This window comes from Pseudomonas ulcerans (assembly GCF_036324125.1).
Classification (GTDB): Bacteria; Pseudomonadota; Gammaproteobacteria; order Pseudomonadales; family Pseudomonadaceae; genus Aquipseudomonas; species Aquipseudomonas ulcerans.
Window position 1 is genome coordinate 18,971 of sequence record NZ_JAZDQN010000035.1, and the last position, 26,592, is coordinate 45,562.

Genomic DNA, 26,592 nt, shown 5'->3' on the forward strand with positions numbered 1-26,592 from the left:
GCCAGGGGCGGTTTTGTTTTTGTGGGGCAGCAAGGCGGCCCTGACGGTCAGGCCTTTGGCAGCGCCAGGCACTGACCCATGGATACCGCGGAACCGGCGCCCAGGCTTTCGGCCCACTTCACCTGCTCCGGACCGAACAGCACGATGGCGGTCGAACCCAGCTTGAAGCGACCCAGCTCCGCACCTTTCTCCAGATGGATCGGCGCGCGCGACGCTTCGTCGTAGCGGAAAGTCTTCAGCTCGCGCTTCGGCGGGGTGACCAGGCCGGCCCATACCGTCTCGATCGAGGCGACGATCATCGCTCCCACCAGCACCACGGCCATCGGACCGCGCTCGGTATCGAACAGGCAGACCACGCGCTCGTTTCGGGCGAACAGCTCGGGAACGTTTTCCGCAGTGGTCTGGTTCACCGAGAACAGGCGGCCCGGGACGTAGATCATTTCGCGCAGGGTGCCGGCCAGTGGCATATGCACGCGGTGGTAGTCCTTCGGCGACAAGTACACGGTGGCGAACTCGCCGCCCATGAAGGGCGCGGCATTGGCCGGGTCACCGCCGAGCAATTCCTGGGCGCTGAAGCTGTGGCCCTTGGCCTGGAAGATGCGGCCGTGCTCGATCGGGCCGAGCTGGCTGATGGCACCGTCGGCCGGGCAGAGTATCGCGCCCGGGGTCTCGTCCAGCGGGCGGGCGCCCGGCTTCAGGGCACGGGTGAAGAAGTCGTTGAAGTGCTCGTAGGCGGTGACGTCTTCCACCAGGGCCTGGGACATGTCCACCTGGTAGCGCTTGGCGAACCATTGGGTGAAGGCGTTCTTGAACCAGCGCACGCGGCATTCGGCGATGCAGCCGGCCAGGCGCGACAGCAGGTGGTGGGGCAGCAGGTACTGGCTGATGATGAACAAACGGGATTTCATTGGGTTTCCTTAAACTTCGACGGGCGTGTCCGGATGGTTGCCCCATTCGCCCCAGGAGCCGGCGTACGCCTTGACCCGTGGGTAGCCCAGGTGCTTGGCCACCAGGTAGGTGAAGCCCGAGCGGTGGTGTGTCTGGCAGTGGGTGACCACTTCCTTGTCCTTGCTGATGCCGAGCTGTTCGAGGATCTGTGGCATGTCCTTGCGGATGCGCAGGGCGTCGTTCAGGTCCATGCCGGCGGTCCACTCGAAGTTGACCGCGCCCGGAATGTGCCCGCCCTTGGCGGCGAGGACCTTCTCGCCACGGTATTCGCCGGGGCTGCGCGCGTCCCAGATCGCCAGGTCGGCGGCGCCAAGACGGCTTTGCAGGTACTCGCGGGTGGCGGTGGGCTCGTCGTGCAGGACCAGGTGCACCGGTTCGCCGACAGCAGCTGGCACCTCGGTGCTCAGCTTGTTCGCTGGCCAGGCCTGCACGCCGCCATTCAGGTAGTGGTAGCGGGTGTGGCCGATGACATCCAGCAGCCAGATGAAGCGACCGGCCCAGCCACCGCCTTCGTCGTCATAGACCACGTAGGTAGCGTTGGCGCGATGGCCCAGTTCGCCGAACAGCTTTTCCAGCTCGGCCTTGGCCGGCGCCAGGCCCGGCGCCGGTGGCTGGCCCAGTTGCGTGCGCTTGGGATCGACGAAGCGGGCACCGGGGATATGGCCGCTGCCGTAGCGATTGGCGCTGGTCAGGTCGACCAGGATCAGTTCCGCCGAATCGAGGCGTGGCAGCAGGTCCGCCGGTTCGATCACCAGGGGCAAGCCAGAAAAGTCGGTCATCCAGAGACTCCAGATCGGAACAGAGGGTGGCGATTGTAGCGCAGGGTCAGGCGCTACGGTTGCTGAAGGTGGCGAGGGCGCGCTCCAGGCATTGCGCGGTCTTGGCGAAGGCCTGCACGCTGACTTCCGAGAACGGTCCGCCGCCCTGGTCGGCCATCAGCACCATCACCACCTTGCCGTTGTTCGACAGCGAACGCAGCAGCAGGTTTTCCCCGCGGAACAGCGTGCGCAGGCTGGCGGGCAAGAGGGCGGAGAACTGGGCGTGGTTCTGCGGGGTCAGGCGCAGTTGCGCGGACTGGGCCAGCAGGCGTTGCAGCAGCTTGCTCTGGGTCACCGGCACGGTGAGATTGGCGGCCTGTTGCGGCAGCCCGGCCAGTTGGTGGACGCGCAGGAAACTGTGGGTCTTGTCGCTCATCAGCAGCAGCACGCGCTTCATCCCGCAGGCCTGCAGGGCTTCGCGGGCGTAGGAGGTCAGGTGCATGGCGTTGGAGAACGGCGTGGGTTCGCTCAGCAGTTCGGCGCAGAACTTGCGCCAGTCGCCCAGCGCCTTGCTGTCGGGGATGTCGGCCTGCTGCATGCCGCGCGGAATGTAGCGGGCATTCGCCGGCCAGAGCAGCATCTGCGCCGGATGGAACACGCCTTCCAGCGCGTGCTTGCGCGCACTCTGCGCCGCCTGCTGGTGGCTCTGGCTCTGGACGTCCTCCAGCGGTGCCTGCAAGTACAGGCTGATCAGTTGTTGCCAGCGCCGGATGTGGGTGCCGGTCCAGGCGTGCTGCGAAGACAGGGCCAGGCCGTTCGCCAGCAGCACGGTGTTGGCCGGGTGATTCAGCCAGCGCCGCAGTGCCGGGTCGGCGTCGAGCTTTTGTTGCTGGCGCAGCGGACTCTTGTGGTCGCGGGCGATGTGCATGACCCTGGCCAGCGAGCGGCGCTCTTCCTGTAGCAGGTGATAGCCCTGGGTGACCCAGGTTGGCAGGCGCCAGAACTCGGCCAGCGCCTGGCACAGGCCGAGCAGGCGCACGCCGAAGAGTTCCCGCTCCACCTTCGGGGCCGGCTCGCCGCGATGCACCACGCGCAGTTCCCATTCTTCCAGCAACTGCGGATGGGTCAGGGCCAGCGGCCACAACGGCGAAAGGAACAGCAGGCTGCCCCAGTGGATGTCCTGCCAGAGTCGCGCCAGGCGGCTGGCGAACAGGCCGCTGGCCTGCTGGCTCGCATGCTGGCTGATCATCTGCAATTGGCGCAGGGCCAGGGGAATCTCGTTGACCGGGGCGGTGTGCAGGCGCTCCACCAGTGACTCGACCCGGGCCAGCCCAAGGCGGTTGAGGGCGACTTCGAGGTTCTCCGCAGGTTCCGCGATGGTGGCGTGGGTATGCCGATTGGCCTCGCGCATCACACTGAGGACCAAAGCCGGACTATCCTGCATGACTTCGGCAATGTCGCGCAGCGAGCGGCGACTGTCCGCGATCGCCGCTTTCACGCGGTCGTGGCTGTGACAGGGAACCGGAAGGTGAGTGCCATCCAGTAGTTTGATCCAGGCGTCGAGGGTCTTCGGAGTGGTAGTTGGCACGATGGTTTCACTAGGCATGCTGGAAATGGGCCAAGCTGGCTTTTCGCCTTCGCTGGCTATAGTCTGGCGCAGAACTGCCGATAAGTAGAAGAAGAGTTTTACGAACTTCCGTCCCCGACCCGAGACCCGACAGTAAGTGCTTTCTACCTATGGCTAAAATTATCGGCATCATCGTCGTATTCGCGAGCGTGCTTGGCGGATATGTTCTCTCCCACGGCAAGATCGCGGCCCTGATCCAGCCTTTCGAGGTGCTGATCATCGGCGGTGCCGCATTCGGTGCGTTCCTCCAGGCCAACCCTGGCTATATGACCATGCACGTCGTGAAGAAGTCGCTGAGCATGTTCGGCAGCCGCTTCTCCCACACCTTCTATATAGAAGTGCTGGGCCTGGTCTACGAGATCCTCAACAAGAGCCGCCGCGAAGGCATGATGGCGATCGAAGGCGACATCGAGGATGCCGCTGCCAGTCCGATCTTCGCCAAGTACCCGGCGGTGCTGAAGGATGAGCGCATGACCGCGTTCATCTGCGACTACCTGCGGATCATGTCCACCGGCAACATGGCGCCCCACGAGCTGGAAGGCCTGTTCGACATGGAGCTGCTGAGCATGAAGGAAGAGCTGGAACATCCTTCCCATGCGGTTACCGGTATCGCCGACGGCATGCCCGGCTTCGGTATCGTCGCGGCGGTATTGGGTATCGTGGTGACCATGGCGTCCCTCGGCGACGGGGACCAGAAATCCATCGGCCTACACGTGGGTGCGGCACTGGTGGGTACCTTCTTCGGTATTCTCGCGGCCTACGGCTTCTTCGGTCCTCTGGCCAACTGCCTGGCCCACGATGCCAAGGAAGAGCTGAACACCTACGAGGCGATCAAGGCTTCCCTGGTGGCTTCGGCTTCCGGCATGCCGCCGTCGCTGGCGGTCGAGTTCGGGCGCAAGGTGCTCTATCCGAAGCACCGTCCGAGCTTCGCCGAGCTGGAACAAGCAGTCCGCGGTCGCTGATCCATGGAAAACAATCAGCCGATTATCATCAAGCGCGTCAAGCGCTTTGGCGGCGGCCACCACGGCGGTGCGTGGAAGATCGCCTTCGCCGACTTCGCCACGGCGATGATGGCGTTCTTCCTGGTGCTGTGGCTGCTGTCCACCGCCACGCCGGAACAGAAGATCGCCATCGCCGGCTACTTCAAGGACCCGATCGGGTTCTCCGAAAGCGGCACGCCGTACATCATCGACCTCGGCGGCTCGCCCGAGCTGGCGCCGGAAAAGACCATCAACCCGGAGCAGAAGGCCGAGCCGACGCCCGAGAGCAGCATCGTCAGCCCTGAGCAGGTCGACAGCCTGGCCGAGCAGGTGGAGCGCGAGCGTCTCGAACTGGTCCTGCAGGAACTGCAGAACAAGGTCGAGCAGAGCCCCGAGTTGCAGAAGTTCAAGGACCAGATTCTCTTCGAGATCACCCAGGATGGCTTGCGCATCCAGATCGTCGATAACGAGAACCGGCCGATGTTCGACCTCGGCAGCGCGCGCCTTAAGCCGTACTTCGAAGACATCCTGCTGGCCATGGCCGACACCATCAAGACGGTGCCGAACAAGATCAGCGTCAGTGGCCACACCGATGCCAAGCCGTATGCCGGCACCGGCGAGTTCGGCAACTGGGAGCTGTCGGCCAACCGTGCCAACGCCGCACGGCGTGCGTTGGTCGCGGGCGGTTACCCGGATGGCCAGGTGGCACGGGTGGTGGGTTATGCCTCGTCGTCGCTGTTCGATCGCGAGCATCCGCTGAATCCGGTCAACCGTCGCATCGATATCGTCGTGCTGACCAAGAAAGCCCAGCGCGCCATCGAAGGCGAGCAGAACGCGCCGGAGAATCCGGCACCGTCGACGACGCCAGATGCATCGGGCGCGGCACCCGCTGCGCAACCGGAGGCCGAGCCGATGCAGCCCCATGAGCTGCGCGAGAAGCTGAACATCTTCGAGGACGGTGTCCTGAAGATGGATGAGCCCGGCAAGAAGCAGTAAGCGCCGGGGTATGAAAAACGCCCGCCCGGATCACTCCGGGCGGGCGTTTTTCATTGTGCAATTCAGAAACCGCGGCGCAGGCGGGCCTTCAGGTCGGTATGGAAGAACTCGGCATTGTTGCGATTGCTCTCGCCACCGTCCTTGCTGATCGCGCGGCGGAAGGTCTGCTCGTCGTGGTAGGCGCTGACGAACAGGTCGATATGCTCGCGCCGGGTCAGGGTCGGCCAGCGCTCCAGGTAGCCCGGCAGGCTGCCTTCGCACTGGTAGAAGGCCAGTCGGCGGTTCAGCTGGGTGGCGCTGCCGAGGCTGAACGGAACCCACCATTCATCCACGCCACCCTGGCCGAGCACGGTGATGACGTGGGTGCAGGCATTGATATTGGTGTTGAGCAGGGTGCAGATATCGTCGGTGGTCTGCTGCGCCTGCGGGTCGAACAGTTCGAGGCAGGTGTTGATGCCTTCGAGCTTGAGTCGTTCGTTGATCACGAACGCGTCGAGGCGATCAGGGTGGCGGTAGCTGATGAATACAGGCATCACGAAGCGTCCTTTCTGGTGAAAGCGGCGACGATCAGTGAATTCCTGCAGCCCGGCAATAGATGGCCGGAAACAAAGAAGGGTCCTACGTTTTCGTATGAATAGTCCTACGGATAGGGCCTACTGGCGGTATTTCCCGGGAAGGGAGATACCGCACGGTGGGTCAGTAGGTGTCTTGCGGCAGGCTGGCGATGATGGAGCGATAGCTGTTCATCCGCTGCTGCTGGATCCGCCCGTCTTCCAGGGCCTTGAGCAGGGCGCAGCCAGGTTCGCGGTCGTGCTTGCAGTCGCGGAAGCGGCAGGTGCCGAGCAGGTCGGTGAACTCGATGAAGCCGGCCTCGACATCGTCGCGGCTGACATGCACCAGGCCGAATTCACGGATGCCCGGGGAGTCGATCAGCTCGCCGCCACCGGGGAAGTGGTACAGGCGGGCGGTGGTGGTGGTGTGCTGGCCCTGGCCGGACCATTCCGACAACGCGCCGACCCGGGTCTGCACCTCGGGGAGCAGGCTGTTGACCAGCGACGACTTGCCTACCCCGGACTGGCCGACGAAGACGCTGATGTGGCCGTCGAGCATCTTCTGCAACTGCTGCATGCCGTCGCCGTGGTGCGCCGACACTTCCAGCAATGGATAACCCAACTGCCGATACACCGCGAGCAACGCGTTCAGTGCCGGGCCGTTTTCGTCGTCGATCAGGTCGGCCTTGTTCAGCAGCAGCAGCGGGCGGATGCCGGCGTGCTCGGCGGCCACCAGGTAGCGGTCGATGAGGTTGGCATGGGGCTCGGGTGCGGGGGCGAAGACGATCACGATCAGGTCGACGTTGGCAGCGACCGGCTTGAGCTGGCCACGGCTGTCGGGGCGGCACAGCTCGGTGCTGCGCGGTAGTTGCGCGACGATCACGCCGATGCCCTGGTTGCCGGCACGCCAGACCACGCGGTCGCCGGTCACCAGCGCCGGCAGGTTGGCGCGCAGGTGGCAGCGGAAGACCTGGCCGGCCTCCTGGCCATCGTCGGCCTCGACCTCAACCTGCACGCCGAAGTGCGCGATCACCAGGCCAGTCTGTTCCGGACCCAGGTCGCCACCTTCGAGCACCTCCAGGGCGCGCTCCTCACGTTTCGCGGCGCGGGCGGCACGCTCTTCCTGGATCTTTTCGATGCGCCAGTTCTGGCGGCGATTGAGCTGGCGTTTGGCCATGAATGTCTCGTCGTTAAAGCGGGGATATTGAAACGGCGTCGAGTTTAGCACGCCCCACTAGGCTAAACTGCGCACCTACCGAGGAGCCCAATCATGCAGAACACACAGAACCTGATCTGGATCGACCTGGAAATGACCGGTCTGGACCCTGACCAGGACGTCATCATCGAGATGGCGACCATCGTCACCGACAGCGATCTCAACACCCTGGCCGAAGGCCCGGTGATCGCCATCCACCACAGCGACGAAGTCCTCGCCCGCATGGACGACTGGAACACCCGTACCCACGGTGCCTCCGGACTGACCCAGCGAGTGCGCGAGAGCACCATCGACATGGCAACTGCCGAAGCGCAGACCATCGCCTTCCTGGAGCAGTGGGTGCCGAAGGGCAAGTCGCCGATCTGCGGCAACAGCATCTGCCAGGATCGCCGCTTCCTGTACCGCCACATGCGTTCGTTGGAAAACTACTTCCACTACCGCAACCTGGACGTCTCGACCCTGAAGGAACTGGCCGGTCGCTGGGCGCCGGAGGTGAAGGACGGCTTCAAGAAGGGCAGTACCCACCTGGCGCTGGACGACATCCGCGAGTCGATTGCCGAGCTGCGCCACTATCGCGAGCATTTCATCAAGTTCTGATGAGTCAGGGGGGGCGTTGTTTTTTGCCCTCTTTTGGTGCGAGCAGCAACTGGTTAGACTGCGCGCCTTTCTGCCAGGACTCGCACCATGTTGTTGATGCTCTACCTCATCGCCATCACCGCCGAAGCCATGACCGGTGCCCTGTCCGCCGGGCGACGCGGCATGGACTGGTTCGGCGTGGTGCTGATCGCCTGCGTGACCGCCCTGGGTGGCGGTTCGGTGCGCGACGTGCTGCTGGGCCATTACCCGCTGACCTGGGTCAAGCACCCGGAATACCTGGTGCTGACCAGCGTCGCGGCGCTGCTGACCATCTTCATTGCCCCGCTGATGCGTCACCTGCGCTCGCTGTTCCTGGTGCTCGACGCCCTGGGCCTGGTGGCGTTTACCCTGATCGGCTGCATGACCGCGCTGGAGCTGGGCCACGGCATGCTGGTGGCCTCCATCAGTGGTGTGGTTACCGGGGTGTTTGGCGGCATCCTGCGGGACATCTTCTGCAACGACATCCCGCTGGTGTTCCGCCGCGAGCTGTACGCCAGCGTCTCCTTCGCGGCTGCCTGGTGCTACATGGGCTGCATCTACCTCAAGCTACCGGCCGAGCAGTCGATCCTGATCACCCTGTTCGGCGGCTTCCTGCTACGCCTGCTGGCGATCCGCTTCCACTGGGAAATGCCCAAGTTCCACTACAACGACGAGCACTGACGCTCGGCGTGCTGCCTGAGTGCCCACTCCACATGCTCGCGGACCAGCTCGGACGGGTAGTCGCGGCGGGCATTCAAGGCTTCCAGCACCGGGATGGTCGACGGTGCGTTGCCCAGGCCGACGGCCAGGTTGCGTAGCCAGCGCTCGTAGCCGGCACGGCGTAGTGGCGAGCCTTCGGTGCTGGCGAGAAAGCGTTCCTCATCCCACATGAACAGTTCCGCCAGGCCGGCGTTGTCCAGGCCGTGGCGGGGCTTGAAGTCGTTTTCCGCGGTGTCCTTGGCGAAGCGGTTCCACGGACAGACGATCTGGCAGTCATCGCAGCCGAACACGCGATTGCCGATCATCGAGCGCAGTTCCTCGGGAATGGCGTTCTTCAGTTCGATGGTCAGGTAGGAAATGCAGCGCCGCGCATCCAGTTGGTACGGGCCGACGAAGGCGTTGGTCGGGCAGATGTCCAGGCAGGCGCTGCAGCGCCCGCAGTGCTCGGTGGCCTGGGCTTCGTCCACCGGCAGCGGCAGATCGACGAACAGCTCGCTGAGGAAGAAGTAGCTGCCGGCCTTGCGGTTGAGCAGCAGGGTGTTCTTGCCGATCCAGCCGAGGCCGGCCTGCTGGGCGATGGCCTTTTCCAGCACCGGGGCGCTGTCGACGAAGGCGCGGAAGCCGAACGGGCCTATTTCCTTCTGGATACGCTCGGCCAGGTGCTGCACGCGCTTGCGCACCAGTTTGTGGTAGTCGCGACCGAGGGCGTAGCGGGAGATATAGGCCTGTTCCGGCTGGGCCAGGCGTTGGGCCATCTGCGTGTCGCCGGGCAGGTAGTCCATGCGCAGCGAGACCACCCTCACCGTGCCGGGCACCAGTTCGTCGGGATGCGAGCGCTTGCTGCCGTGGGCGCCCATGTAGTCCATCTCGCCGTGGTAGCCGGCGGCCAGCCAGCGTTCCAGGTGCTGTTCGTGCTCGGCCAGGTCCACGCCGGCGATGCCGACGTGGGCAAAACCCAGTTCGCGCCCCCATTCCTTGATGGCGTGGGCGAGGGCGGAGAGATCGATGGAAGAGGCGGACATGCGAAATAGGGCAATCAGGGGGCAGGTGCGTATAATTCTGCCAGACATCGGAGCCGAACGACGCATGCCTCAGACCAAACACCCTATGCACGAGCCGCTGGTACTCACCCGCGACGCCTTGACGCGCCTGCCCGCGCGTGCGGCGAACGCCCACAAAGGCCAGTTCGGTCACGTCCTGGCGGTGGGCGGCGACCGCGGTACCGGCGGCGCTGTCCTGCTCAGTGCCGAAGCCGCCCTGCGCTGTGGCGCGGGCCTGGTATCCCTGGCCAGTCGTCCCGAGCATATGCCCGCCGCGCTGGCGCGCCTGCCGGAGGTGATGAGCCTCGGCGTGCATTCGGCCAATCAGTTGATGGCACCGATCGAGCGAGCTTCGGTGCTGGTGGTCGGTCCGGGCTTGGGCCAGGCGGCCTGGGGCCGCAGCCTGCTGTCGGCGGTGGCCAGTTCGAGCCTGCCGCAGGTGTGGGATGCCGATGCCCTGAACCTGCTGGCAGCCTCGCCGGTGGCCCTGGTGCGTGGCAGCATCATCACGCCGCACCCGGGCGAGGCAGCGCGCCTGCTGGGGATTTCCACCGAGGCGGTACAGGCCGACCGCCCCGGCGCCGCGCGCAAGCTGGCGCGCAAATACAACGCGGTGTGCGTGCTCAAGGGTGCTGGCACCCTGGTCACCGACCCGCACGGCCAATTGGCCCTGTGCAAGCGTGGCCATCCGGCCATGGCCGGCGCGGGGCTGGGCGACGTGCTCAGCGGCGTCCTCGGCGCCCTGCTGGCGCAGGAGACGAACGCCTGGGACGCCGCCTGTCTCGGGGTCTGGCTGCATGCCTGCGCCGGCGAGCGCCTGGGCGACCAGGGCCGCGGCCTGGCAGCGCACGACCTGATCCCGTCTATTCGTCAGTTGTTGGAGGAGCATTCAGCGTGTCAGGCATAACCCTGTTTCTGGCCGATGAGCAGGCCATGGTCGACTTCGGTGCGCGTATCGCCCAGGTGACACAAGGCCATGGTGTGATTTTTCTCGAAGGCGACCTCGGAGCGGGCAAGACCACCCTGTCCCGGGGCATCATCCGTGGCCTCGGGCATACCGGTGCTGTGAAAAGTCCTACATTTACTGTTGTGGAACCGTACGAAATCGGTGAAGTCCGAGCATTTCACTTCGACCTTTATCGCCTGGTCGATCCGGAGGAGCTGGAGTTCATGGGGATTCGCGACTATTTCGAGGGTGATGCCTTGTGTCTGTTCGAGTGGCCGGACAAGGGGGAGGGCATTTTGCCAAAGCCGGACCTGACCATTACCATAAGCCCCCAGGCGAGCGGCCGGTCGTTGAGCCTGTTGCCGCAAGGTGCTCGCGGTGAAGCCTGGTGTGCCGCTCTGGCCTTGGAATTCAAATAGAAATGGGGAAAGGTATGCGCTTTCGCGCACTGGTTGCCGTCGTAGGACTGCTGCTTACGGCAGTGACCGTCGAGGCCTTCGCTGCCACGCAGGTCAAGAGCATGCGTCTGTGGCGGGCGCCGGACAACACACGGCTGGTCTTCGACCTCTCCGGCCCGGTGGAGCACGGCGTGTTCACGCTGACCGCGCCGGATCGCCTGGTCATCGATATCAATGGCGCCACCCTGGCCGCGCCGCTGACCGCCTCCACCTCCAACACGCCGATCACCAGCGTGCGCTCGGCACAGCGCACCCCCACCGACCTGCGCGTGGTGGTCGATCTGAACAAGGCTGTCACCCCGAAGAGCTTCACCCTCGCGCCCAATGCCCAGTACGGCAACCGCCTGGTGGTCGACCTGTACGACCAGGAAGCCGATGCCGTGGCCGCTACCGCGCCACCGACCCCGGCCGCCACCGCGCCGACCCCGCCCGCCGTGCCGGTCACGCCGGCCCAGCCAGCGATCAAGCTGACGCCGGTGCCGAGCGGCAAGCGCGACATCGTCATCGCCATCGACGCCGGCCACGGCGGCGAGGACCCGGGTGCCTCGGGCTCCCGCGGCCAGCATGAAAAGGACATCGTCCTGCAGATCGCCAAGGAACTGCAGCGCCAGATCAACAACGAGAAGGGCTTCCGCGCCGAGTTGACGCGGACCGGCGACTACTTCATCCCTCTGCGCAAGCGTACGGAAATCGCCCGCAAGAAAGGCGCCGACCTGTTCATCTCGATCCACGCCGACGCCGCGCCGTCCACGGCGGCCTTCGGTGCCTCGGTGTTTGCCCTGTCCGACCGTGGCGCGACGTCCGAGACCGCGCGTTGGCTGGCAGACAGTGAAAACCGTTCCGACCTGATCGGTGGTGCCGGCAACGTCAGCCTCGATGACAAGGACCGCATGCTCGCCGGCGTGCTGCTCGACCTGTCGATGACCGCCTCCCTCAGTTCCAGCCTGAACGTCGGGCAGAAGGTACTGGGCAACATTGGTCGCGTCACCTCGCTGCACAAGCGCCGCGTCGAGCAGGCCGGGTTCATGGTGCTGAAGTCGCCGGACATCCCGTCGATCCTGGTGGAAACCGGCTTCATCTCCAACGCCAACGAAGCGTCCAAGCTGGCCACGGCGAGCCACCAGCAATCGCTGGCGCGCTCGATCAACAGCGGCGTGAAACAGTTCTTCCAGCAGAACCCGCCGCCGGGCACCTACATCGCCTGGCTGCGTGACACTGGCAAGATCGCCCAAGGCCCGCGCGAGCATACGGTGCGTCCGGGCGAGACTCTGGCGATGATCGCCGTGCGCTACCAGGTCAGCGTCGCCGCCCTGCGCAGCAGCAACAGCCTGAAGACCGATGAGCTGAAGGTCGGCCAGAATCTGGATATTCCCGCCACGACCCTGGCGGCCCAGCCATGAGTTCAGCGTCGCGGATCGAACTGCTCAGCCCGCGCCTCGCCAACCAGATCGCCGCCGGCGAGGTGGTCGAGCGTCCGGCATCGGTGATCAAGGAACTGCTGGAAAACAGTCTGGATTCCGGCGCCCGGCGCATCGACGTCGAGGTCGAGCAGGGCGGGGTCAAGCTGCTCAAGGTGCGCGACGACGGCAGCGGCATCGCCTCCGACGATCTGCCGCTGGCCCTGGCGCGTCACGCCACCAGCAAGATCCGCGACCTGGAAGATCTGGAGCGGGTGATGAGCCTGGGTTTCCGGGGCGAGGCCCTGGCTTCGATCAGTTCGGTGGCGCGCCTGACCCTGACCTCGCGTACCCGTGACGCCCAGCAGGCCTGGCAGGTGGAGACCGAGGGCCGCGACATGGCGCCGCGGGTCCAGCCCGCCGCGCATCCGGTGGGCACCTCGGTAGAGGTCCGCGACCTGTTCTTCAATACCCCGGCGCGGCGCAAGTTCCTCAAGACCGAGAAGACCGAATTCGACCACCTGCAGGAAGTGATTCGGTGCCTGGCGCTGGCGCGTTTCGACGTGGGCTTCCACCTGCGCCACAACGGCAAGAGCATTCTCAGCCTGCATGAGGCGCCGGACGAGATTTCCCGTGCGCGGCGGGTCGGCGCGGTGTGCGGGCCGGGCTTCCTGGAGCAGGCGCTGCCGATCGAGATCGAGCGCAACGGCCTGCGTCTGTGGGGCTGGGTCGGCCTGCCGACCTTCTCGCGCAGCCAGGCGGACCTGCAGTACTTCTTCGTCAACGGCCGTGCGGTGCGCGACAAGCTGGTCGCCCACGCGGTGCGCCAGGCCTATCGCGACGTGCTGTTCAACGGTCGGCACCCGACCTTCGTGCTGTTCCTTGAGCTTGATCCGACCGGGGTCGACGTCAATGTGCACCCGACCAAGCATGAAGTGCGCTTCCGCGACGGGCGGATGGTCCACGACTTCCTCTATGGCACCCTGCACCGGGCCTTGGCCGACGTGCGTCCGGACGACCAGGTGGCAGCCCCGGCGGCGACGGCGGAAATCATCCGCCCGACCGGCCTGCAGGCCGGCGAGTTCGGGCCCCAGGGCGAGATGCGCCTGTCCGCCAGCGTGCTCGAACAGCCAGTGGCTCCGGTGCAGGCAAGCGCGGCGGGCAGTGGCTCCGGTGCGGGCTACCAGTACAACTACACCCCGCGGCCGACGCCGCCGGCTGCCGTCGGCGAGAGCCGCGAGGTCTATCGCGAGTTCTTCGCCCCGCTGCCGGGCGCGCAACCTGCCGCCCTGCCCGAGAGCGAGCGCGATGTACCGCCGCTGGGCTATGCGCTGGCGCAACTGAAGGGCATCTATATCCTCGCGGAAAACGCCCATGGCCTGGTCCTGGTGGACATGCACGCCGCCCATGAGCGGATCATGTACGAACGCTTGAAGATCGCCATGGCCAGCGAGGGCCTGAGCGGCCAGCCGTTGCTGGTGCCCGAGTCCCTGGCCCTGAGCCAGCGCGAGGCGGATTGCGCCGAGGAGCATGCGCAGTGGTTCCAGCGCCTGGGCTTCGAGCTGCAGCGCCTGGGCCCGGAAAGCCTGGCGATCCGGCAGATCCCGGCGCTGCTCAAGCAGGCCGAGGCCAATCGCCTGGTGCAGGATGTGCTCGCCGATCTGATGGAGTACGGCACCAGCGACCGCATCCAGGCGCATCTGAACGAGCTGCTCGGGACCATGGCCTGCCACGGCGCGGTGCGCGCCAACCGGCGGCTGGCCATCCCGGAAATGAACGGACTGCTGCGTGACATGGAAAACACCGAGCGCAGCGGCCAATGCAACCACGGTCGCCCGACCTGGACCCAACTGGGCCTGGACGACCTGGACAAACTGTTCTTGCGCGGTCGTTGATGATGGCAGGTTCCAGACCTCCGGCGATTTTCCTGATGGGCCCGACCGCCGCGGGCAAGACCGACCTGGCCATCGAACTGACCAAGGTGCTGCCGTGCGAGCTGATCAGCGTCGACTCGGCGCTGATCTACCGCGGCATGGATATCGGCACGGCCAAGCCGTCGAAGGAGATCCTCGCCGCCTATCCGCATCGTCTGGTGGACATCCTCGATCCCGCCGAGAGCTATTCCGCGGCGGATTTTCGCAGCGACGCCCTCGAAGCCATGGCCGATATCACCGCGCGCGGCAAGATCCCGCTGCTGGTGGGCGGCACCATGCTCTACTACAAGGCGCTGCTGGAAGGCCTGGCGGACATGCCGCCGGCCGATCCGCAGGTTCGTGCCGAGCTGGAAGCCCAGGCCCAGGCCCAGGGCTTGCAGGCACTGCACGACGAACTCGCGATGGTGGACCCGGTTTCGGCGGCACGTATCCATCCGAATGACCCGCAACGCCTGATTCGTGCACTTGAGGTGTATCGGGTGAGCGGTTTAACGATGACTTCACATCGTTTGCGTCAAGCTGAGCAAAGTAATAGCACTGACACTTCTGGGCAGGGGCAATTGCCCTATACTGTCGCCAGCCTGGCCATCGCTCCGCGGGACCGACACGTCCTGCACGAGCGAATTGCAGCAAGATTCACACAAATGCTGGAACAGGGCTTCATTGACGAGGTCCGATCGCTGCGGGCGAGAAGTGACTTGCACGCGGGGCTGCCGTCTATACGGGCAGTGGGTTATCGCCAGGTCTGGGATCATCTTGATGGCAAGCTGACTTCAGTTGAAATGCAGGAGCGCGGCATCATTGCCACTCGCCAGCTGGCGAAGCGGCAGTTTACCTGGTTGCGCAGTTGGGCCGATCTGCACTGGTTGGACAGCCTGGCTTGCGACAATCTGTCTCGCACCTTGAAATACCTCGGGACCGTCTCCATATTGGGCTGAATCCCGCAATTGCCGTCTATCCTTGGGGGTGGGGCGGCTTGAGCCATCAGTTTTCTTGTTTTTTTACTATTGATCCTTACAGGAGTGCGGCATATGTCAAAAGGGCATTCGCTACAAGACCCTTACTTGAACACTTTGAGAAAAGAAAAAGTCGGGGTTTCGATCTATCTGGTCAACGGCATCAAGCTGCAAGGCACCATCGAGTCCTTCGACCAATTCGTCATCCTGCTGAAAAACACTGTCAGCCAGATGGTCTACAAGCACGCGATCTCGACCGTCGTCCCAGTACGTCCAATCCGTCTGCCTAGCGCAGCTGATGCCGATCACGGCGACGCTGAGCCAGGTAACGCCTGATAGGAGCCTGCTTTGTTCTTTGAGCGCCACGGTGGTGGTGAACGAGCCATTCTCGTTCATCTGGAAGGTCAGAGCCCTGAGGCGCGCGAAGACCCGCAGGAGTTCCAGGAGCTGGCGCTGTCGGCCGGTGCCGATATCGTCGCGCTCGCCAATGTGGCGCGACACCAGCCCACGGCCAAGTTCCTGATAGGCAGTGGCAAGGTCGAGGAACTGCGCGACCTGGTCAAGGCCGAAGAGGCCGACCTGGTGATCTTCAACCACACCCTCACCCCGAGTCAGGAACGCAACCTCGAACGCGTTTTCGAGTGTCGCGTGCTTGACCGTACCGGCCTGATCCTTGACATCTTCGCCCAGCGCGCGCGGACCCACGAGGGCAAGCTGCAGGTCGAGCTGGCCCAGCTCGAACACATGAGCACGCGCCTGGTTCGCGGCTGGACCCACCTTGAACGGCAGAAAGGCGGTATCGGTCTGCGCGGTCCGGGTGAAACCCAGCTCGAAACCGACCGCCGCCTGCTGCGGGTACGCCTGAGGCAGATCAAGGCACGCCTGGAGAAGGTGCGCAGCCAGCGCGAACAGGCACGGCGCGGACGCAAGCGCGCCGATGTTCCGTCGGTTTCACTGGTGGGCTATACCAACGCCGGCAAATCGACCCTGTTCAACGCCTTGACCTCGTCCGAGGTCTACGCCGCCGACCAGCTCTTCGCCACCCTCGACCCGACTCTGCGCCGTCTCGAACTGAGCGACATCGGGCCGATCGTGCTGGCGGACACCGTGGGCTTCATTCGTCACCTGCCGCACAAGCTGGTCGAGGCTTTTCGGGCTACGCTCGAAGAGTCGAGCAACTCCGACCTGCTGCTGCATGTGATCGATGCCCACGAGCCTGAGCGGATGGCGCAGATCGAACAGGTCATGGAAGTGCTTGGCGAGATCGGTGCCGAAGGCTTGCCGATCCTCGAGGTGTATAACAAACTCGACCTGCTTGAAGGCATTGAGCCACATATTCAGCGCAATGCCGACGGCAAGCCGGAGCGGGTCTGGGTCTCGGCCCGCGAGGGTCGCGGTCTGGAACTGGTGGGGCAGGCGATTGCCGAGTTGCTGGGGGATGACCTGTTCATCGGTACCCTTCGCCTGGAACAGCGCTACGCACGTTTGCGTGCGCAATTCTTCGCGGCGGGGGCCGTGCAGAACGAAGAACACGACGAAGAAGGCAGCAGCCTGCTGGCCGTGCGCCTGCCACGGGTCGATTTCAACCGCCTGGTGGCGCGCGAAGGGTTCGAACCGGTCGAGTTCCTCGAACAACACACTTTGCAATAAAAGCCTGACGACGCGGTCAGGCAGCCGTGACAGGCATTCTGTAGCATTGGACGGCGCGCCGTTGGCGCGTCTTTGCTTTATCAGATGGAGAGCGCTATGGCTTGGAATGAGCCGGGTGGCAACTCGAACAATCAGGATCCCTGGGGTGGGCGCCGCGGCGGTGGTGGCGGCGACAAGAAAGGCCCTCCGGATCTCGACGAGGCCTTCCGCAAGCTGCAGGATAGCCTGAACGGCATGTTCGGCAGTGGCAAGAAACGTGGTGGCGGCGACAGCCTTCCCAAGGGTGGCGGCTTTGGCCTGCTGGGCGTTGGTCTTGCAGTGCTGGCGGCCATCTGGCTGTACAGCGCGGTCTACGTCGTGGACGAGCAGGAGCAGGCCGTGGTGCTGCGCTTCGGCAAGTACTACGAAACCGTCGGACCGGGCCTGAACATCTACTTCCCCCCGATCGACCGCAAGTACATGGAAAACGTCACGCGTGAGCGTGCGTACACCAAGCAGGGCCAGATGCTGACCGAGGACGAGAACATCGTCGAGGTGCCGCTGACCGTGCAGTACAAGATCAGCAACCTGCAGGACTTCGTGCTCAACGTCGACCAGCCCGAGGTCAGCCTGCAGCACGCGACCGACAGTGCCCTGCGCCACGTGGTGGGTTCCACCTCCATGGACAAGGTGCTGACCGAAGGCCGCGAGCAGATGGCGATCGAGATCAAGGAGCGTCTGCAACGCTTCCTCGACACCTACCGTACCGGTATCACCGTCACCCAGGTCAACGTGCAGAGCGCGGCAGCCCCGCGTGAAGTCCAGGAAGCCTTCGACGACGTGATCCGTGCCCGCGAAGACGAGCAGCGCGCCCGCAACCAGGCCGAGTCCTACGCCAATGGCGTGGTGCCGGAAGCCCGCGGCCAGGCGCAGCGCATCATCGAGGACGCCAACGGCTACCGCGATGAAGTCGTCTCCCGCGCCAAGGGTGAGGCCGACCGCTTCACCAAGCTGGTCGCCGAGTACCGCAAGGCACCGGAAGTCACCCGCGAGCGCCTGTACCTGGAAACCATGCAGGAAGTCTACAGCAACACCAGCAAGGTCCTGGTCACCGGCAAGGACGGGCAGAACAACCTGCTCTACCTGCCACTGGACAAGATGGTCGACGGCAGCCGCAACGCCAATGCACCGGTCAGCATTCCCGCGACCTCGGTCAATGACGCGGCGAACCGTGCTTCCGACCTGCAACAGCAACAGTCGCAACTGCGCACCAGGGAGAGCCGCTGATGAGCAATAAATCGCTGATCGCCCTGATCGTCGGCGTGGTCCTGGCCATCGTCGCCTGGAACAGCTTCTACATCGTTGCCCAGACCGAACGCGCGGTACTCCTGCAATTCGGTCGTGTGGTCCAGGCGGATGTCCAGCCCGGCCTGCACGTGAAGGTTCCGTACGTGAACCAGGTGCGCAAGTTCGACGCGCGGCTGATGACCCTCGATGCCCCGACCCAGCGGTTCCTGACCCTGGAGAAGAAAGCGGTGATGGTCGACGCCTATGCCAAGTGGCGGGTGAAGGACGCCGAGCGTTTCTACACCGCGACCTCCGGCATGAAGCAGATCGCCGACGAGCGTCTGTCCCGTCGTCTGGAAAGCGGCCTGCGTGACCAGTTCGGTAAACGCACCCTGCACGAAGTGGTGTCCGGCGAGCGCGATGCGCTGATGGCCGACATCACCGGTTCGCTGAACCGCATGGCGGAGAAGGAACTGGGCATCGAGGTGGTCGACGTTCGCGTCAAGGCCATCGACCTGCCGAAGGAAGTGAACCGCAGCGTGTTCGAGCGGATGAGCACCGAGCGTGAGCGGGAAGCCCGCGAGCATCGCGCCAAGGGTAACGAACTGGCCGAGGGCATCCGTGCCGACGCCGATCGTCAACGCCGCGTGCTGCTGGCAGAGGCCTATCGCGAGTCGGAAGAGACCCGCGGTGACGGCGATGCCCAGGCTGCGGCGATCTACGCCAAGGCCTACGGCCAGGACCAGGACTTCTACGCGTTCTACCGTAGCCTGAATGCCTACCGCGAGAGCTTCAGCAGCAAGAACGACGTTCTGGTCCTCGACCCGAGCAGCGAGTTCTTCCGCTTCATGAACAAAGCGAAACCGTGACACCCGATCACCCCGCTGGGCGGCTAATACGTCTGGCGGGGTGATTTCTGCAAGACAACGGGTGTATGATGCGGCAGCCGGGAAATTCCCGGCTTTTTTGCGTCTGCGGGATCGAATGACCCCAGGCACGGCGCAACCAGGATTCACGAGGGTATCGGCACTGCGGCAACGCTGGAATCGGCGCTGCGCGCGTGATTTGCCGCGACCTGCTTTACTCACGGCCAGCTCGGAGCAGGCCGCCCGGACCAAAGGGGAAAAGGCGTAATGGCAACGGTAGACCGCTGGCTGCTGCCAGATGGCATCGAAGAAGTACTGCCACCTGAGGCGACACGCATCGAGATCGCGCGTCGCCAGGTGTTGGATCTGTTCCAGAGCTGGGGTTACGAGTTCGTCGTGACTCCCCATATCGAGTACCTGGAATCGCTGCTCACCGGTGCCGGCCAGGACCTGGACCTGCGTACCTTCAAGGTGGTCGATCCACAATCCGGCCGGCAGATGGGCTTCCGCGCCGACATCACGCCGCAGGTCGCGCGCATCGATGCGCACACCCTGCGCCGTGAAGGCCCGAGCCGCCTGTGCTATGCCGGCAGCGTGCTGCACGCGCAGCCACGGGCACTGTCGACGTCGCGCAGTCCGATCCAGCTGGGTGCCGAGCTGTACGGCGATGCCAGCCCGGTCAGTGACGTCGAAGTGATCAGCCTGATGCTGGCCATGCTGCAACTGGCCGATGTCCCGGATGTGCACATGGACCTCGGCCATGTCGGCATCTACCGCGGCCTGGCCCGTGCCGCCGGCCTGTCCGGCGCGGTCGAGCAGCAACTGTTCGATGCCCTGCAACGCAAGGCCATCGACGAAGTGGTGGCGCTGACTGCCAGCCTGCCAGCGGACCTGGCCGGCATGCTGCGGGCCCTGACCGAGCTGTGCGGCGGTCGCGAAGTGCTGGAAGCGGCCCGCGTGCGCCTGGGCCGTGCCCCGGCGGCGGTACTGGCAGCCCTGGATGACCTGCTGGCGATCGCCGACCGGCTGACCGCGCGTTACCCGGACCTGCCCCTGTATTTCGACCTGGGCGAGCTGCGTGGCTACCACTACCACACCGGTGTGGTGTTCGCCGCGTTCGTCCCGGGTGTCGGTCAGTCGATCGCCCAGGGCGGTCGCTACGACGACATCGGAGCGGACTTTGGCCGGGCACGCCCGGCCACCGGCTTCTCCACGGATTTGAAGACCCTGGTCACACTGGGGCGGGCAGAGGTCGTGTTGCCGACTGGCGGGATCTGGATGCCCGACAGCGGCGACGCGGCTCTGTGGCAGTTGGTCTGCCAGTTGCGCAGTGAAGGCCAGCGGGTTGTGCAGGCGCTGCCTGGCCAGCCACTGGCGGCCGCCGTCGAGGCGGACTGCGACCGGCAATTGATTCTGCAAAACGGGCTCTGGCAGGTTCTGCCACTGGCCATCTGAGATTAGTCGCCGGCCCTCTCGCCGGCGCCAAGTTTGCGCGAATGAGGACAAGTGTTATGGGTAAGAATGTCGTAGTCCTGGGCACCCAGTGGGGTGATGAGGGCAAAGGCAAGATCGTCGATCTGCTGACCGAACATGCTGCCGCCGTAGTGCGCTACCAGGGTGGCCACAACGCCGGTCACACGCTGGTCATCGACGGTGAGAAAACCGTGCTGCACCTGATTCCTTCGGGCGTCCTGCGCGAAGGCGTGCAGTGCCTGATCGGCAACGGCGTGGTGGTTGCTCCCGACGCGCTGATGCGTGAAATCGTCAAGCTGGAAGAGAAGGGCGTACCGGTTCGCGATCGCCTGCGCATCAGCCCGGCCTGCCCGCTGATCCTGTCCTACCACGTTGCCCTCGACCAGGCGCGCGAGAAGGCCCGTGGCGAGCAGAAGATCGGCACCACCGGTCGCGGCATCGGCCCGGCCTACGAAGACAAGGTGGCCCGTCGCGGCCTGCGCGTCGGCGACCTGTTCCACCGCGAGCGCTTCGCCGCCAAGCTGGGCGAGCTGCTGGACTACCACAACTTCCAGCTGGTCAATTACTACAAAGAGCCGGCCATCGACTTCCAGGAAACCCTGGACCAGTGCATGGAATACGCCGAGCAGCTGAAGCCGATGATGCTCGACGTCACCGCCGAACTGCATAACCTGCGTCGCGCCGGCAAGGACATCATGTTCGAAGGTGCCCAGGGCTCGCTGCTGGACATCGACCACGGTACCTACCCGTACGTGACCAGCTCCAACACCACCGCCGGCGGCATCGCCACCGGTTCCGGCGTTGGCCCGATGTACATCGACTACATTCTCGGCATCACCAAGGCCTACACCACCCGCGTCGGTTCCGGTCCGTTCCCGACCGAACTGTTCGACGACGTCGGTGCCTACCTGGCCAAGCGTGGTCACGAGTTCGGTGCCACCACCGGCCGTGCCCGTCGTTGCGGCTGGTTCGACGCCGTCATCCTGCGTCGCGCCATCGACGTCAACAGCATCTCGGGCCTGTGCCTGACCAAGCTGGACGTGCTGGACGGCCTGGAAACCATCCGTATCTGCGTGGGCTACAAGAACGAGAACGGCGCTGTCATCGATGCCCCGACCGACGCCGACAGCTACATCGGCCTGGAGCCGGTGTACGAGGAAATGCCGGGCTGGACCGAATCGACCGTGGGCGCCAAGACCCTGGACGAACTGCCGGCCAACGCCCGTGCCTACATCAAGCGTGTGGAAGAGCTGGTCGGCGCGCCGATCGACATCATCTCCACCGGCCCTGACCGCAACGAGACCATCGTGCTGCGTCACCCGTTCGCTTGATCCAGCGCAAGCGTTAACGACAAAGGCCCCTTTTCAGGGGCCTTTGTCATTTCTGTCCCCCTGCCACGGCACAAGCCTTGCTGTGAAATTGCCTTCAGGGATGCCATCACTGTAATGGCTCCGAAAAGCAGAGGGATTTATTGTGTCTGCCGTTATCTCATTGTTACGAAGCCGCCTCTTGCGGCCTGTCTTTGTGGCACTTGGTATCGCTCTTTTGGTGCAAGTCGTGGTCGCCGTGGTGCTGACCCGCAGCACGGTCTCCGCACTGGAAGCCGATCTGGGCAATCGCATGGGGGCCGATAGCCAGAAGCTGGCGACCGAACTGGACCAAGCGGCGAAGGAAGTCAGCTCGGGGTTGAGCAGCCTTTCCGAAAGTACCCGGCAACGCCTGACCGCCGGTTTATCGTCGCGGCTGGAAGAAGAACAGGCGCAATTGCGCGCCACCCTGGAGAAGAACCTGCGCGACTCGGCCAACGACATGGCCGAACTGCTCGCCTCGGTGGCGCCCCGGGCCATCTGGGACGTGGACGTGCCGACCCTGTCGGAATTCGCCCGCCGTGCCCAGCGCAATCCCAACGTCCTGTTCGTGGTCTACGACAACGACAAGGGCGAACACCTGACCCGCTACCTCAACCGTCAAAATCCGGTCAACCAGGCCCTGCTCGACAAGGGCCAGGGCGAGCGTGCGCTGGACAAGGTCCTCGACGCCGCGCGCAACGATCCGGCGGTGTACTTCGTCGAAGCTTCGATCAACCCCAACGGGGTCGAGATCGGCAAGGTGCTGATGGGTATCTCCACCGCCTCGGTGGACGCCGAACTGAAGGCCCTGGACAAGCGTTTCTCCGCGCTGATCGCCAGTGGCGACCAACTGGTGGCCGACAGCCTCACCGGCGCTGCCGCCGACAGCACCAAGACCTTGCAGGCTCGCCTGCAAACCGCCCAGGGCAGCGCCCTGCAGATGAAGGCCAATACCTCGCAGTCGGTGCAGGAGGCGGCGACAACGCTGCGCTGGCGCATTGGCGTGGGCCTGGCCCTGGTCGGCTGCGGCGTGCTGCTGGTGGTGGCGGTGGTGCTTGGTCGGCGCGTGGTCAACAAGCTGCGTCTGCTGATCGCTGCGCTCAACGACCTGGCTGCCGGTGACGGCGACCTGACCAAGCGCGTGGCCATCGACAGCCGCGACGAGATCGGCGACATGGCGGCGGCGGTCAACCGCTTCGTCGACAAGCTTCAGCCGATCGTCCGCGAGGCCGGCGAAGTGGCCCAGCGCACCGGTATCGAGATCAGCAGCATGGCCCAGCGCAACGCCGGCGCCGATTCCGCTGCAGCGACCCAGCGCGATGAAGTGGCCGAGAGCCTGCGCGCGCTGTCGAGCATGGCCGACGAGGCCCAGGCGGAAAGCCGCGCCATGCAGGAAGCCCTGCAACAGGTGGTGGACATCCGCCAGGCCACCGACGAGAACAGTCGCACTTCGGCCCAGGTCGCCAAGCTGATCGAAGCGCTGGCAGGGCAGGTGGATACCGGCTCGAAGGTGATCGAACGTCTTGCCGAGCAGAGCGAGCAGATCGAGGTGGTGCTGACTGTGATCCACGGCATCGCCGAGCAGACCAACCTGCTGGCCCTGAACGCCGCGATCGAGGCGGCGCGGGCCGGGGAGACCGGACGCGGCTTCGCCGTGGTCGCCGACGAGGTGCGCGCCCTGGCGAGCAAGACGCAAAGCTCCACCGGCGATATCCAGGCCCATATCGGTGCGTTGCAGCAAGGGGCCAAGGAAGCGGTGGCGGCGATCAGCCAGGCCGGCCGCCAGGCCAGCGAAGGCTTGCTGGTGCTGCGCGACAACGCGCGTCTGCAACAGTCGGTGCAGGTCTCGGTGGAGCAGGTGCATGCGGCCATCGGCCTCGCCACCCGCGCAGCCGAGCAGCAGGCGCAGGGCGCGCAGGCGGTACGGGGTCGGGTGGAGAATATCCATGCCCAGGCCGAACGCGCTGCCGAGGTGGTCATGCAGACCACCGCCAGCAGCAAGGTGCTCGACGACCTGGCGGCCCAGCTCAAGGCCAGCCTGGGCCAGTTCCGCGCCTGATCAGGCGCGGTTCAGGTACATCCGGGTGGTCAGCAGGTACACCGGCAACCCGGATACCAGGATCAGCAGCGCCGCATAGGGCGCTGCCGCGGCGAACTCGACGTTGGCGGTGTGCGCCCAGACCTCGGTGGCCAGGGTGGTCATGCCGGTGGGGCTGAGCAGCAGGGTCGCGGTCAGCTCCTTCATGGCGTCGAGGAACACCAGGGCGAATGCCGCGGCCAGGGCCGGGAAGATGATCGGCAGGGTGATCCGGCAGAACGCCATGAACGGCGTCGCGCCGAGGGTCCTGGCGGCTTCTTCCAGCTGCGGTGCGGCCTTGGTCAGCGCCGTGCGCACCGGCGCCTGCGCCAAGGGCAGGAACAGCAGGGCGTAGGCCAGCAGCAACAGCCCGGTGGTCTGGTACATCGCTGGCACATAGTGCAGAGCGAAGTACACCAGGGTCAGGGCGATCACCAGGCCCGGCAGGGCGTGCAGCAGGTACGGCAGGCGCTCGGCCCAGATCGCCAGGCGGCCCTTGTAGCGCACCACCAGGAAGCTCACCGGCAAGGCCAGCAGCAGGCTGACCCCCGCGCCACCCAGCGACAGCGACAGCGACGACAGCAGCGCCCGGCCGATGTCCGCCACCGGGAAGGCCGCCGACGAACCCACGCTCAACCAGTACGCCAGCATCCCCAGCGGAATCCCGCTGCCGAGGATCGCCAGGCCCAGGCAGTACAGCTGGCCGACCGGCATCCAGCCGCGCAGGCGCACTGGTGCACCACGCCGGGCCACGCCCTGGCCGATGCGCACATGCCGCGCCTTGCCGCGCACCCGCAGTTCCAGCCACAGCATCAGCAGGCACATCAGCAGCAGCACCGCCGAGAGCATCGCCGCGTTGGCGTTGCTGAATTCCAGCTCGAACTGCTGGTAGATCGCCGTGGTGAAGGTCTGCAGGTTGAGGATCGACAGGGCACCGAACTCCACCAGCATGTGCAGGGCGATCAGCAGGCTGCCGCCGAGGATCGACGGCCACAGCAATGGCAGGGTGACCCGGCGGAACACGGCCCAGCGATTGCAGCCCATGGTCCGCGCCGATTCTTCCAGCGAGGTGTCGAGGTTGCGCAGGGTCGCCGCCACCGGCAGGAACACCAGCGGGTACTTGGACAGGCTCATCACCAGGATCGCCCCCCACAGCCCTTCGAACTTCGGACTCAGGGAAACCCAGGTGAAACCGCTGACGAACGATGGCACGGCGAACGGCAGGCACAGGATCACGCCCCACAGGCGGCGTCCCGGCAGGTCGCTGCGCTCCAGCAGCCAGGCCAGGGACAGGCCGACCACCGCGCAGGCGACCGTGACCCCGACCATCAGCAGCAGGGTGTTGCGCATCAGACCCCAGACGAAGGGCCGCCAGATCAGGCGCAGGGCTTCATGCCAGCCCGCCTGCCAGGTCTTCAGCGCGACGTACAGCAGTGGCAGCAGGCTCAGGCCCACCAGCAGCAGGACCGGCAGCACCACCCAGATCGACGGTCGCTTGCGCCGCGGCACGAAGCCGGTGCTCGGCGCCACGGGAAGCGCGGCGCTCATCAGAGCAGGCCGACTTCGCGTTCGAGTTCCAGCGCTTCCTCGGCGTTACCCAGGTCGGCCGGGGTGATCTTCGGTGGACGCAGGTCTTCGAACGGCTTCAGGCCCTGGTCGGAGACCATGCCCTTGTGCAGCGGGTACTCGGCGGTGGTCTGGGTGATGACCCGCTGGCCTTCCTCGCTGGCCATCCAGGCGAGCAGGGCCTGGGCCTCTTTCGGATGCTTGCTGGCCTTCACCGCGGCAGCGCTGGAGATGGTCATCAGGCCGCCGACGTCGCCGTCCGCCAGGTAGTAGAGCTTGGAGTCGAGCTGGCCGCGTTCCTTCTTCAGGGCGTACCAGTAGTAGTTGTTCACCAGCACCGCGGCGACTTCACCGTTCTCCACGGCTTTCAGGGCGACCATGTTGTTGGTGTAGGTCTTGCCGAAGGCCTTGAGGCCGGTCAGCCATTCCTCGGCGGCTTCGCGGCCGTGCAGCTTGAGGATGGCCACGGCCTGTTCCTGGAAGGCGCCGCTGGTGGGGACGAAGCCGATCTTGCCGTCCCACTCGGGGTCGGCGAAGTCCATGACCGATGGCGGCAGGTCCTTCTCGTCGATCTTCTTCGGGTTGAAGGCCACCACGCGGGTGCGCGCGGTCACGCCCATCCAGGTGCCATTGGCGGCAACGAACTCCTTGGGCAGGACATCCAGGGTGGCCTGGTCGATCTTCGCCAGCAGGCCCAGCTCGCCGAGGTTGTTCAGCGGTGGCGACTCCTCGGTGTAGATGACGTCGGCAGGGGAGCGCTCGCCTTCCTCGATGACCTGGCTGGCCAACTGGTTGCTGCTGCCCTTGCGGATGTTGATGTGGATGCCGGTCTTGGCCTCGTAGGCCTTGGCGATGGCTTCGCCGATTTCCTTGTGCTGGCCGTTGTAGAGCGTCAGGGTCACGGGATCGGCGGCCAGGGCGGCAGGTGCTGCGAGCATCAGGCCAAGGAGGGAAGCGGCCAGGCTGCGCAGAATCGGGGTACGGCGGATCGTCATGCGGGTGGTTCCTCGCTTACGGCTACATATTTGGAAACAATGGTAAACGAAATTGTTTCTCAAGTGGCCGGATGGCGGGAATTTCATGAGCTGGCTATCGGATTTTCCAGGTATTAGCAGGGACCTGTGGGAGCGGGTTCACCCGCGATTACGGTGGTGAACGCACCATCGCTATCGCGGCGGTCCGGCGTTCCGGTGAACCCGCTCC

24 protein-coding genes are annotated in these 26,592 nt (G+C 65.0%); 16 read left to right on the forward strand and 8 right to left on the reverse strand.

Annotated elements, in window-relative coordinates:
- Positions 1-47: 47 nt before the first annotated feature.
- From asd to V0R59_RS24210, 3 genes are read right to left on the reverse strand one after another with little or no spacing between them, the layout of a single operon-like run.
- Positions 48-908 (reverse strand): archaetidylserine decarboxylase, encoded by an 861-nt coding sequence (gene asd / locus V0R59_RS24200; RefSeq protein ID WP_330077159.1) that lies wholly within the window; start codon positions 906-908, stop codon positions 48-50.
- 9 nt (positions 909-917) lie between these two features.
- Complete coding sequence (locus V0R59_RS24205) at positions 918-1,727, reverse strand: rhodanese-like domain-containing protein (protein ID WP_330077160.1); 810 nt, start codon at positions 1,725-1,727, stop codon at positions 918-920.
- A gap of 46 nt (positions 1,728-1,773) precedes the next feature.
- Positions 1,774-3,312 (reverse strand): HDOD domain-containing protein, encoded by a 1,539-nt coding sequence (locus V0R59_RS24210; RefSeq protein WP_330077161.1) that lies wholly within the window; start codon positions 3,310-3,312, stop codon positions 1,774-1,776.
- A gap of 131 nt (positions 3,313-3,443) precedes the next feature.
- Between V0R59_RS24210 and motA the strand changes: the two genes are divergently transcribed.
- Positions 3,444-4,295, forward strand: coding sequence for a flagellar motor stator protein MotA (gene motA, locus V0R59_RS24215; RefSeq protein ID WP_330077162.1), 852 nt, complete (start codon positions 3,444-3,446; stop codon positions 4,293-4,295).
- A gap of 3 nt (positions 4,296-4,298) precedes the next feature.
- Positions 4,299-5,309, forward strand: coding sequence for a flagellar motor protein MotB (gene motB, locus V0R59_RS24220; protein WP_330077163.1), 1,011 nt, complete (start codon positions 4,299-4,301; stop codon positions 5,307-5,309).
- Positions 5,310-5,371: 62 nt separating this feature from the next.
- Here motB and V0R59_RS24225 read toward each other — a convergent pair whose 3' ends face one another.
- Positions 5,372-5,842, reverse strand: a complete 471-nt coding sequence (locus V0R59_RS24225; RefSeq protein ID WP_330077164.1) for a toll/interleukin-1 receptor domain-containing protein — start codon at positions 5,840-5,842, stop codon at positions 5,372-5,374.
- Between the two features lie 163 nt (positions 5,843-6,005).
- Positions 6,006-7,037: a small ribosomal subunit biogenesis GTPase RsgA gene (rsgA, locus tag V0R59_RS24230; protein WP_330077165.1), complete on the reverse strand. Its 1,032-nt coding sequence runs from the start codon at positions 7,035-7,037 to the stop codon at positions 6,006-6,008.
- Positions 7,038-7,130: 93 nt separating this feature from the next.
- On the opposite strand from rsgA, the gene orn reads away from it, so the two are divergent.
- Together orn and V0R59_RS24240 are read left to right on the forward strand one after the other, a co-directional pair.
- Positions 7,131-7,673: an oligoribonuclease gene (orn, locus tag V0R59_RS24235; RefSeq protein ID WP_330077166.1), complete on the forward strand. Its 543-nt coding sequence runs from the start codon at positions 7,131-7,133 to the stop codon at positions 7,671-7,673.
- 87 nt (positions 7,674-7,760) lie between these two features.
- Positions 7,761-8,372 (forward strand): trimeric intracellular cation channel family protein, encoded by a 612-nt coding sequence (locus tag V0R59_RS24240; RefSeq protein ID WP_330077167.1) that lies wholly within the window; start codon positions 7,761-7,763, stop codon positions 8,370-8,372.
- Here V0R59_RS24240 and queG read toward each other — a convergent pair.
- Positions 8,354-9,433: a tRNA epoxyqueuosine(34) reductase QueG gene (gene queG / locus V0R59_RS24245; protein WP_330077168.1), complete on the reverse strand. Its 1,080-nt coding sequence runs from the start codon at positions 9,431-9,433 to the stop codon at positions 8,354-8,356. The genes V0R59_RS24240 and queG overlap by 19 nt on opposite strands.
- A gap of 64 nt (positions 9,434-9,497) precedes the next feature.
- On the opposite strand from queG, the gene V0R59_RS24250 reads away from it, so the two are divergent.
- From V0R59_RS24250 to V0R59_RS24305, 12 genes are all read left to right on the forward strand, one after another.
- Positions 9,498-10,358, forward strand: a complete 861-nt coding sequence (locus V0R59_RS24250; protein WP_330077169.1) for an NAD(P)H-hydrate dehydratase — start codon at positions 9,498-9,500, stop codon at positions 10,356-10,358.
- Positions 10,346-10,816, forward strand: a complete 471-nt coding sequence (tsaE, locus tag V0R59_RS24255; protein WP_330077170.1) for a tRNA (adenosine(37)-N6)-threonylcarbamoyltransferase complex ATPase subunit type 1 TsaE — start codon at positions 10,346-10,348, stop codon at positions 10,814-10,816. The genes V0R59_RS24250 and tsaE overlap by 13 nt, the downstream gene beginning before the upstream one ends.
- A gap of 2 nt (positions 10,817-10,818) precedes the next feature.
- Complete coding sequence (locus V0R59_RS24260; RefSeq protein WP_330077171.1) at positions 10,819-12,255, forward strand: N-acetylmuramoyl-L-alanine amidase; 1,437 nt, start codon at positions 10,819-10,821, stop codon at positions 12,253-12,255.
- Positions 12,252-14,147 carry a DNA mismatch repair endonuclease MutL gene (mutL, locus tag V0R59_RS24265; RefSeq protein ID WP_330077172.1) on the forward strand — a complete coding sequence of 632 codons (1,896 nt, stop codon included), beginning with the start codon at positions 12,252-12,254 and terminating at the stop codon, positions 14,145-14,147. Before V0R59_RS24260 ends, mutL begins: the two co-directional genes overlap by 4 nt.
- Before the next feature lie 2 nt (positions 14,148-14,149).
- Entirely contained in the window at positions 14,150-15,124 is a 975-nt protein-coding gene (gene miaA, locus V0R59_RS24270) for a tRNA (adenosine(37)-N6)-dimethylallyltransferase MiaA (RefSeq protein WP_330077173.1), read from the forward strand.
- Between the two features lie 93 nt (positions 15,125-15,217).
- Positions 15,218-15,478: an RNA chaperone Hfq gene (gene hfq, locus V0R59_RS24275; protein WP_009399549.1), complete on the forward strand. Its 261-nt coding sequence runs from the start codon at positions 15,218-15,220 to the stop codon at positions 15,476-15,478.
- 12 nt (positions 15,479-15,490) lie between these two features.
- Complete coding sequence (hflX, locus tag V0R59_RS24280; RefSeq protein WP_330077174.1) at positions 15,491-16,792, forward strand: ribosome rescue GTPase HflX; 1,302 nt, start codon at positions 15,491-15,493, stop codon at positions 16,790-16,792.
- A 96-nt stretch (positions 16,793-16,888) separates the two neighbouring features.
- The gene (hflK, locus tag V0R59_RS24285) at positions 16,889-18,058 is read left to right on the forward strand and encodes an FtsH protease activity modulator HflK (RefSeq protein ID WP_330077175.1); all 1,170 of its coding nucleotides are present in this window, start codon (positions 16,889-16,891) and stop codon (positions 18,056-18,058) included.
- Complete coding sequence (gene hflC / locus V0R59_RS24290) at positions 18,058-18,927, forward strand: protease modulator HflC (protein ID WP_330077176.1); 870 nt, start codon at positions 18,058-18,060, stop codon at positions 18,925-18,927. The genes hflK and hflC overlap by 1 nt, the downstream gene beginning before the upstream one ends.
- A 264-nt stretch (positions 18,928-19,191) precedes the next feature.
- Complete coding sequence (locus tag V0R59_RS24295) at positions 19,192-20,379, forward strand: ATP phosphoribosyltransferase regulatory subunit (protein ID WP_330077177.1); 1,188 nt, start codon at positions 19,192-19,194, stop codon at positions 20,377-20,379.
- Positions 20,380-20,435: 56 nt separating this feature from the next.
- Positions 20,436-21,728: an adenylosuccinate synthase gene (locus V0R59_RS24300; RefSeq protein WP_330077178.1), complete on the forward strand. Its 1,293-nt coding sequence runs from the start codon at positions 20,436-20,438 to the stop codon at positions 21,726-21,728.
- Between the two features lie 142 nt (positions 21,729-21,870).
- Positions 21,871-23,805, forward strand: a complete 1,935-nt coding sequence (locus V0R59_RS24305; RefSeq protein ID WP_330077179.1) for a methyl-accepting chemotaxis protein — start codon at positions 21,871-21,873, stop codon at positions 23,803-23,805.
- Here V0R59_RS24305 and V0R59_RS24310 read toward each other — a convergent pair whose 3' ends face one another.
- Both V0R59_RS24310 and V0R59_RS24315 read right to left on the reverse strand, forming a co-directional pair.
- Positions 23,806-25,371, reverse strand: coding sequence for an ABC transporter permease (locus tag V0R59_RS24310; protein WP_330077180.1), 1,566 nt, complete (start codon positions 25,369-25,371; stop codon positions 23,806-23,808).
- A complete protein-coding gene (locus tag V0R59_RS24315; protein ID WP_330077181.1) occupies positions 25,371-26,384 on the reverse strand; it encodes an extracellular solute-binding protein in 1,014 nt (337 codons plus the stop codon). Before V0R59_RS24315 ends, V0R59_RS24310 begins: the two co-directional genes overlap by 1 nt.
- Positions 26,385-26,592 lie beyond the last annotated feature (208 nt).

What these genes read in the sequence shown, in the direction of transcription:
- V0R59_RS24240 (WP_330077167.1), top strand. Translation starts at nt 7,761, where the DNA reads ATGTTGTTGATGCTCTACCTCATCGCCATCACCGCCGAAGCCATGACC.
- motB (WP_330077163.1), top strand. Translation starts at nt 4,299, where the DNA reads ATGGAAAACAATCAGCCGATTATCATCAAGCGCGTCAAGCGCTTTGGC.
- V0R59_RS24205 (WP_330077160.1), bottom strand. Translation starts at nt 1,727, where the DNA reads ATGACCGACTTTTCTGGCTTGCCCCTGGTGATCGAACCGGCGGACCTG.
- orn (WP_330077166.1), top strand. Translation starts at nt 7,131, where the DNA reads ATGCAGAACACACAGAACCTGATCTGGATCGACCTGGAAATGACCGGT.
- V0R59_RS24225 (WP_330077164.1), bottom strand. Translation starts at nt 5,842, where the DNA reads ATGCCTGTATTCATCAGCTACCGCCACCCTGATCGCCTCGACGCGTTC.
- V0R59_RS24250 (WP_330077169.1), top strand. Translation starts at nt 9,498, where the DNA reads ATGCCTCAGACCAAACACCCTATGCACGAGCCGCTGGTACTCACCCGC.
- hfq (WP_009399549.1), top strand. Translation starts at nt 15,218, where the DNA reads ATGTCAAAAGGGCATTCGCTACAAGACCCTTACTTGAACACTTTGAGA.
- V0R59_RS24210 (WP_330077161.1), bottom strand. Translation starts at nt 3,312, where the DNA reads ATGCCTAGTGAAACCATCGTGCCAACTACCACTCCGAAGACCCTCGAC.
- asd (WP_330077159.1), bottom strand. Translation starts at nt 908, where the DNA reads ATGAAATCCCGTTTGTTCATCATCAGCCAGTACCTGCTGCCCCACCAC.
- rsgA (WP_330077165.1), bottom strand. Translation starts at nt 7,037, where the DNA reads ATGGCCAAACGCCAGCTCAATCGCCGCCAGAACTGGCGCATCGAAAAG.
- V0R59_RS24260 (WP_330077171.1), top strand. Translation starts at nt 10,819, where the DNA reads ATGGGGAAAGGTATGCGCTTTCGCGCACTGGTTGCCGTCGTAGGACTG.
- mutL (WP_330077172.1), top strand. Translation starts at nt 12,252, where the DNA reads ATGAGTTCAGCGTCGCGGATCGAACTGCTCAGCCCGCGCCTCGCCAAC.
- V0R59_RS24315 (WP_330077181.1), bottom strand. Translation starts at nt 26,384, where the DNA reads ATGACGATCCGCCGTACCCCGATTCTGCGCAGCCTGGCCGCTTCCCTC.
- hflC (WP_330077176.1), top strand. Translation starts at nt 18,058, where the DNA reads ATGAGCAATAAATCGCTGATCGCCCTGATCGTCGGCGTGGTCCTGGCC.
- motA (WP_330077162.1), top strand. Translation starts at nt 3,444, where the DNA reads ATGGCTAAAATTATCGGCATCATCGTCGTATTCGCGAGCGTGCTTGGC.
- queG (WP_330077168.1), bottom strand. Translation starts at nt 9,433, where the DNA reads ATGTCCGCCTCTTCCATCGATCTCTCCGCCCTCGCCCACGCCATCAAG.
- V0R59_RS24295 (WP_330077177.1), top strand. Translation starts at nt 19,192, where the DNA reads ATGGCAACGGTAGACCGCTGGCTGCTGCCAGATGGCATCGAAGAAGTA.
- miaA (WP_330077173.1), top strand. Translation starts at nt 14,150, where the DNA reads ATGGCAGGTTCCAGACCTCCGGCGATTTTCCTGATGGGCCCGACCGCC.
- V0R59_RS24300 (WP_330077178.1), top strand. Translation starts at nt 20,436, where the DNA reads ATGGGTAAGAATGTCGTAGTCCTGGGCACCCAGTGGGGTGATGAGGGC.
- hflK (WP_330077175.1), top strand. Translation starts at nt 16,889, where the DNA reads ATGGCTTGGAATGAGCCGGGTGGCAACTCGAACAATCAGGATCCCTGG.
- V0R59_RS24310 (WP_330077180.1), bottom strand. Translation starts at nt 25,371, where the DNA reads ATGAGCGCCGCGCTTCCCGTGGCGCCGAGCACCGGCTTCGTGCCGCGG.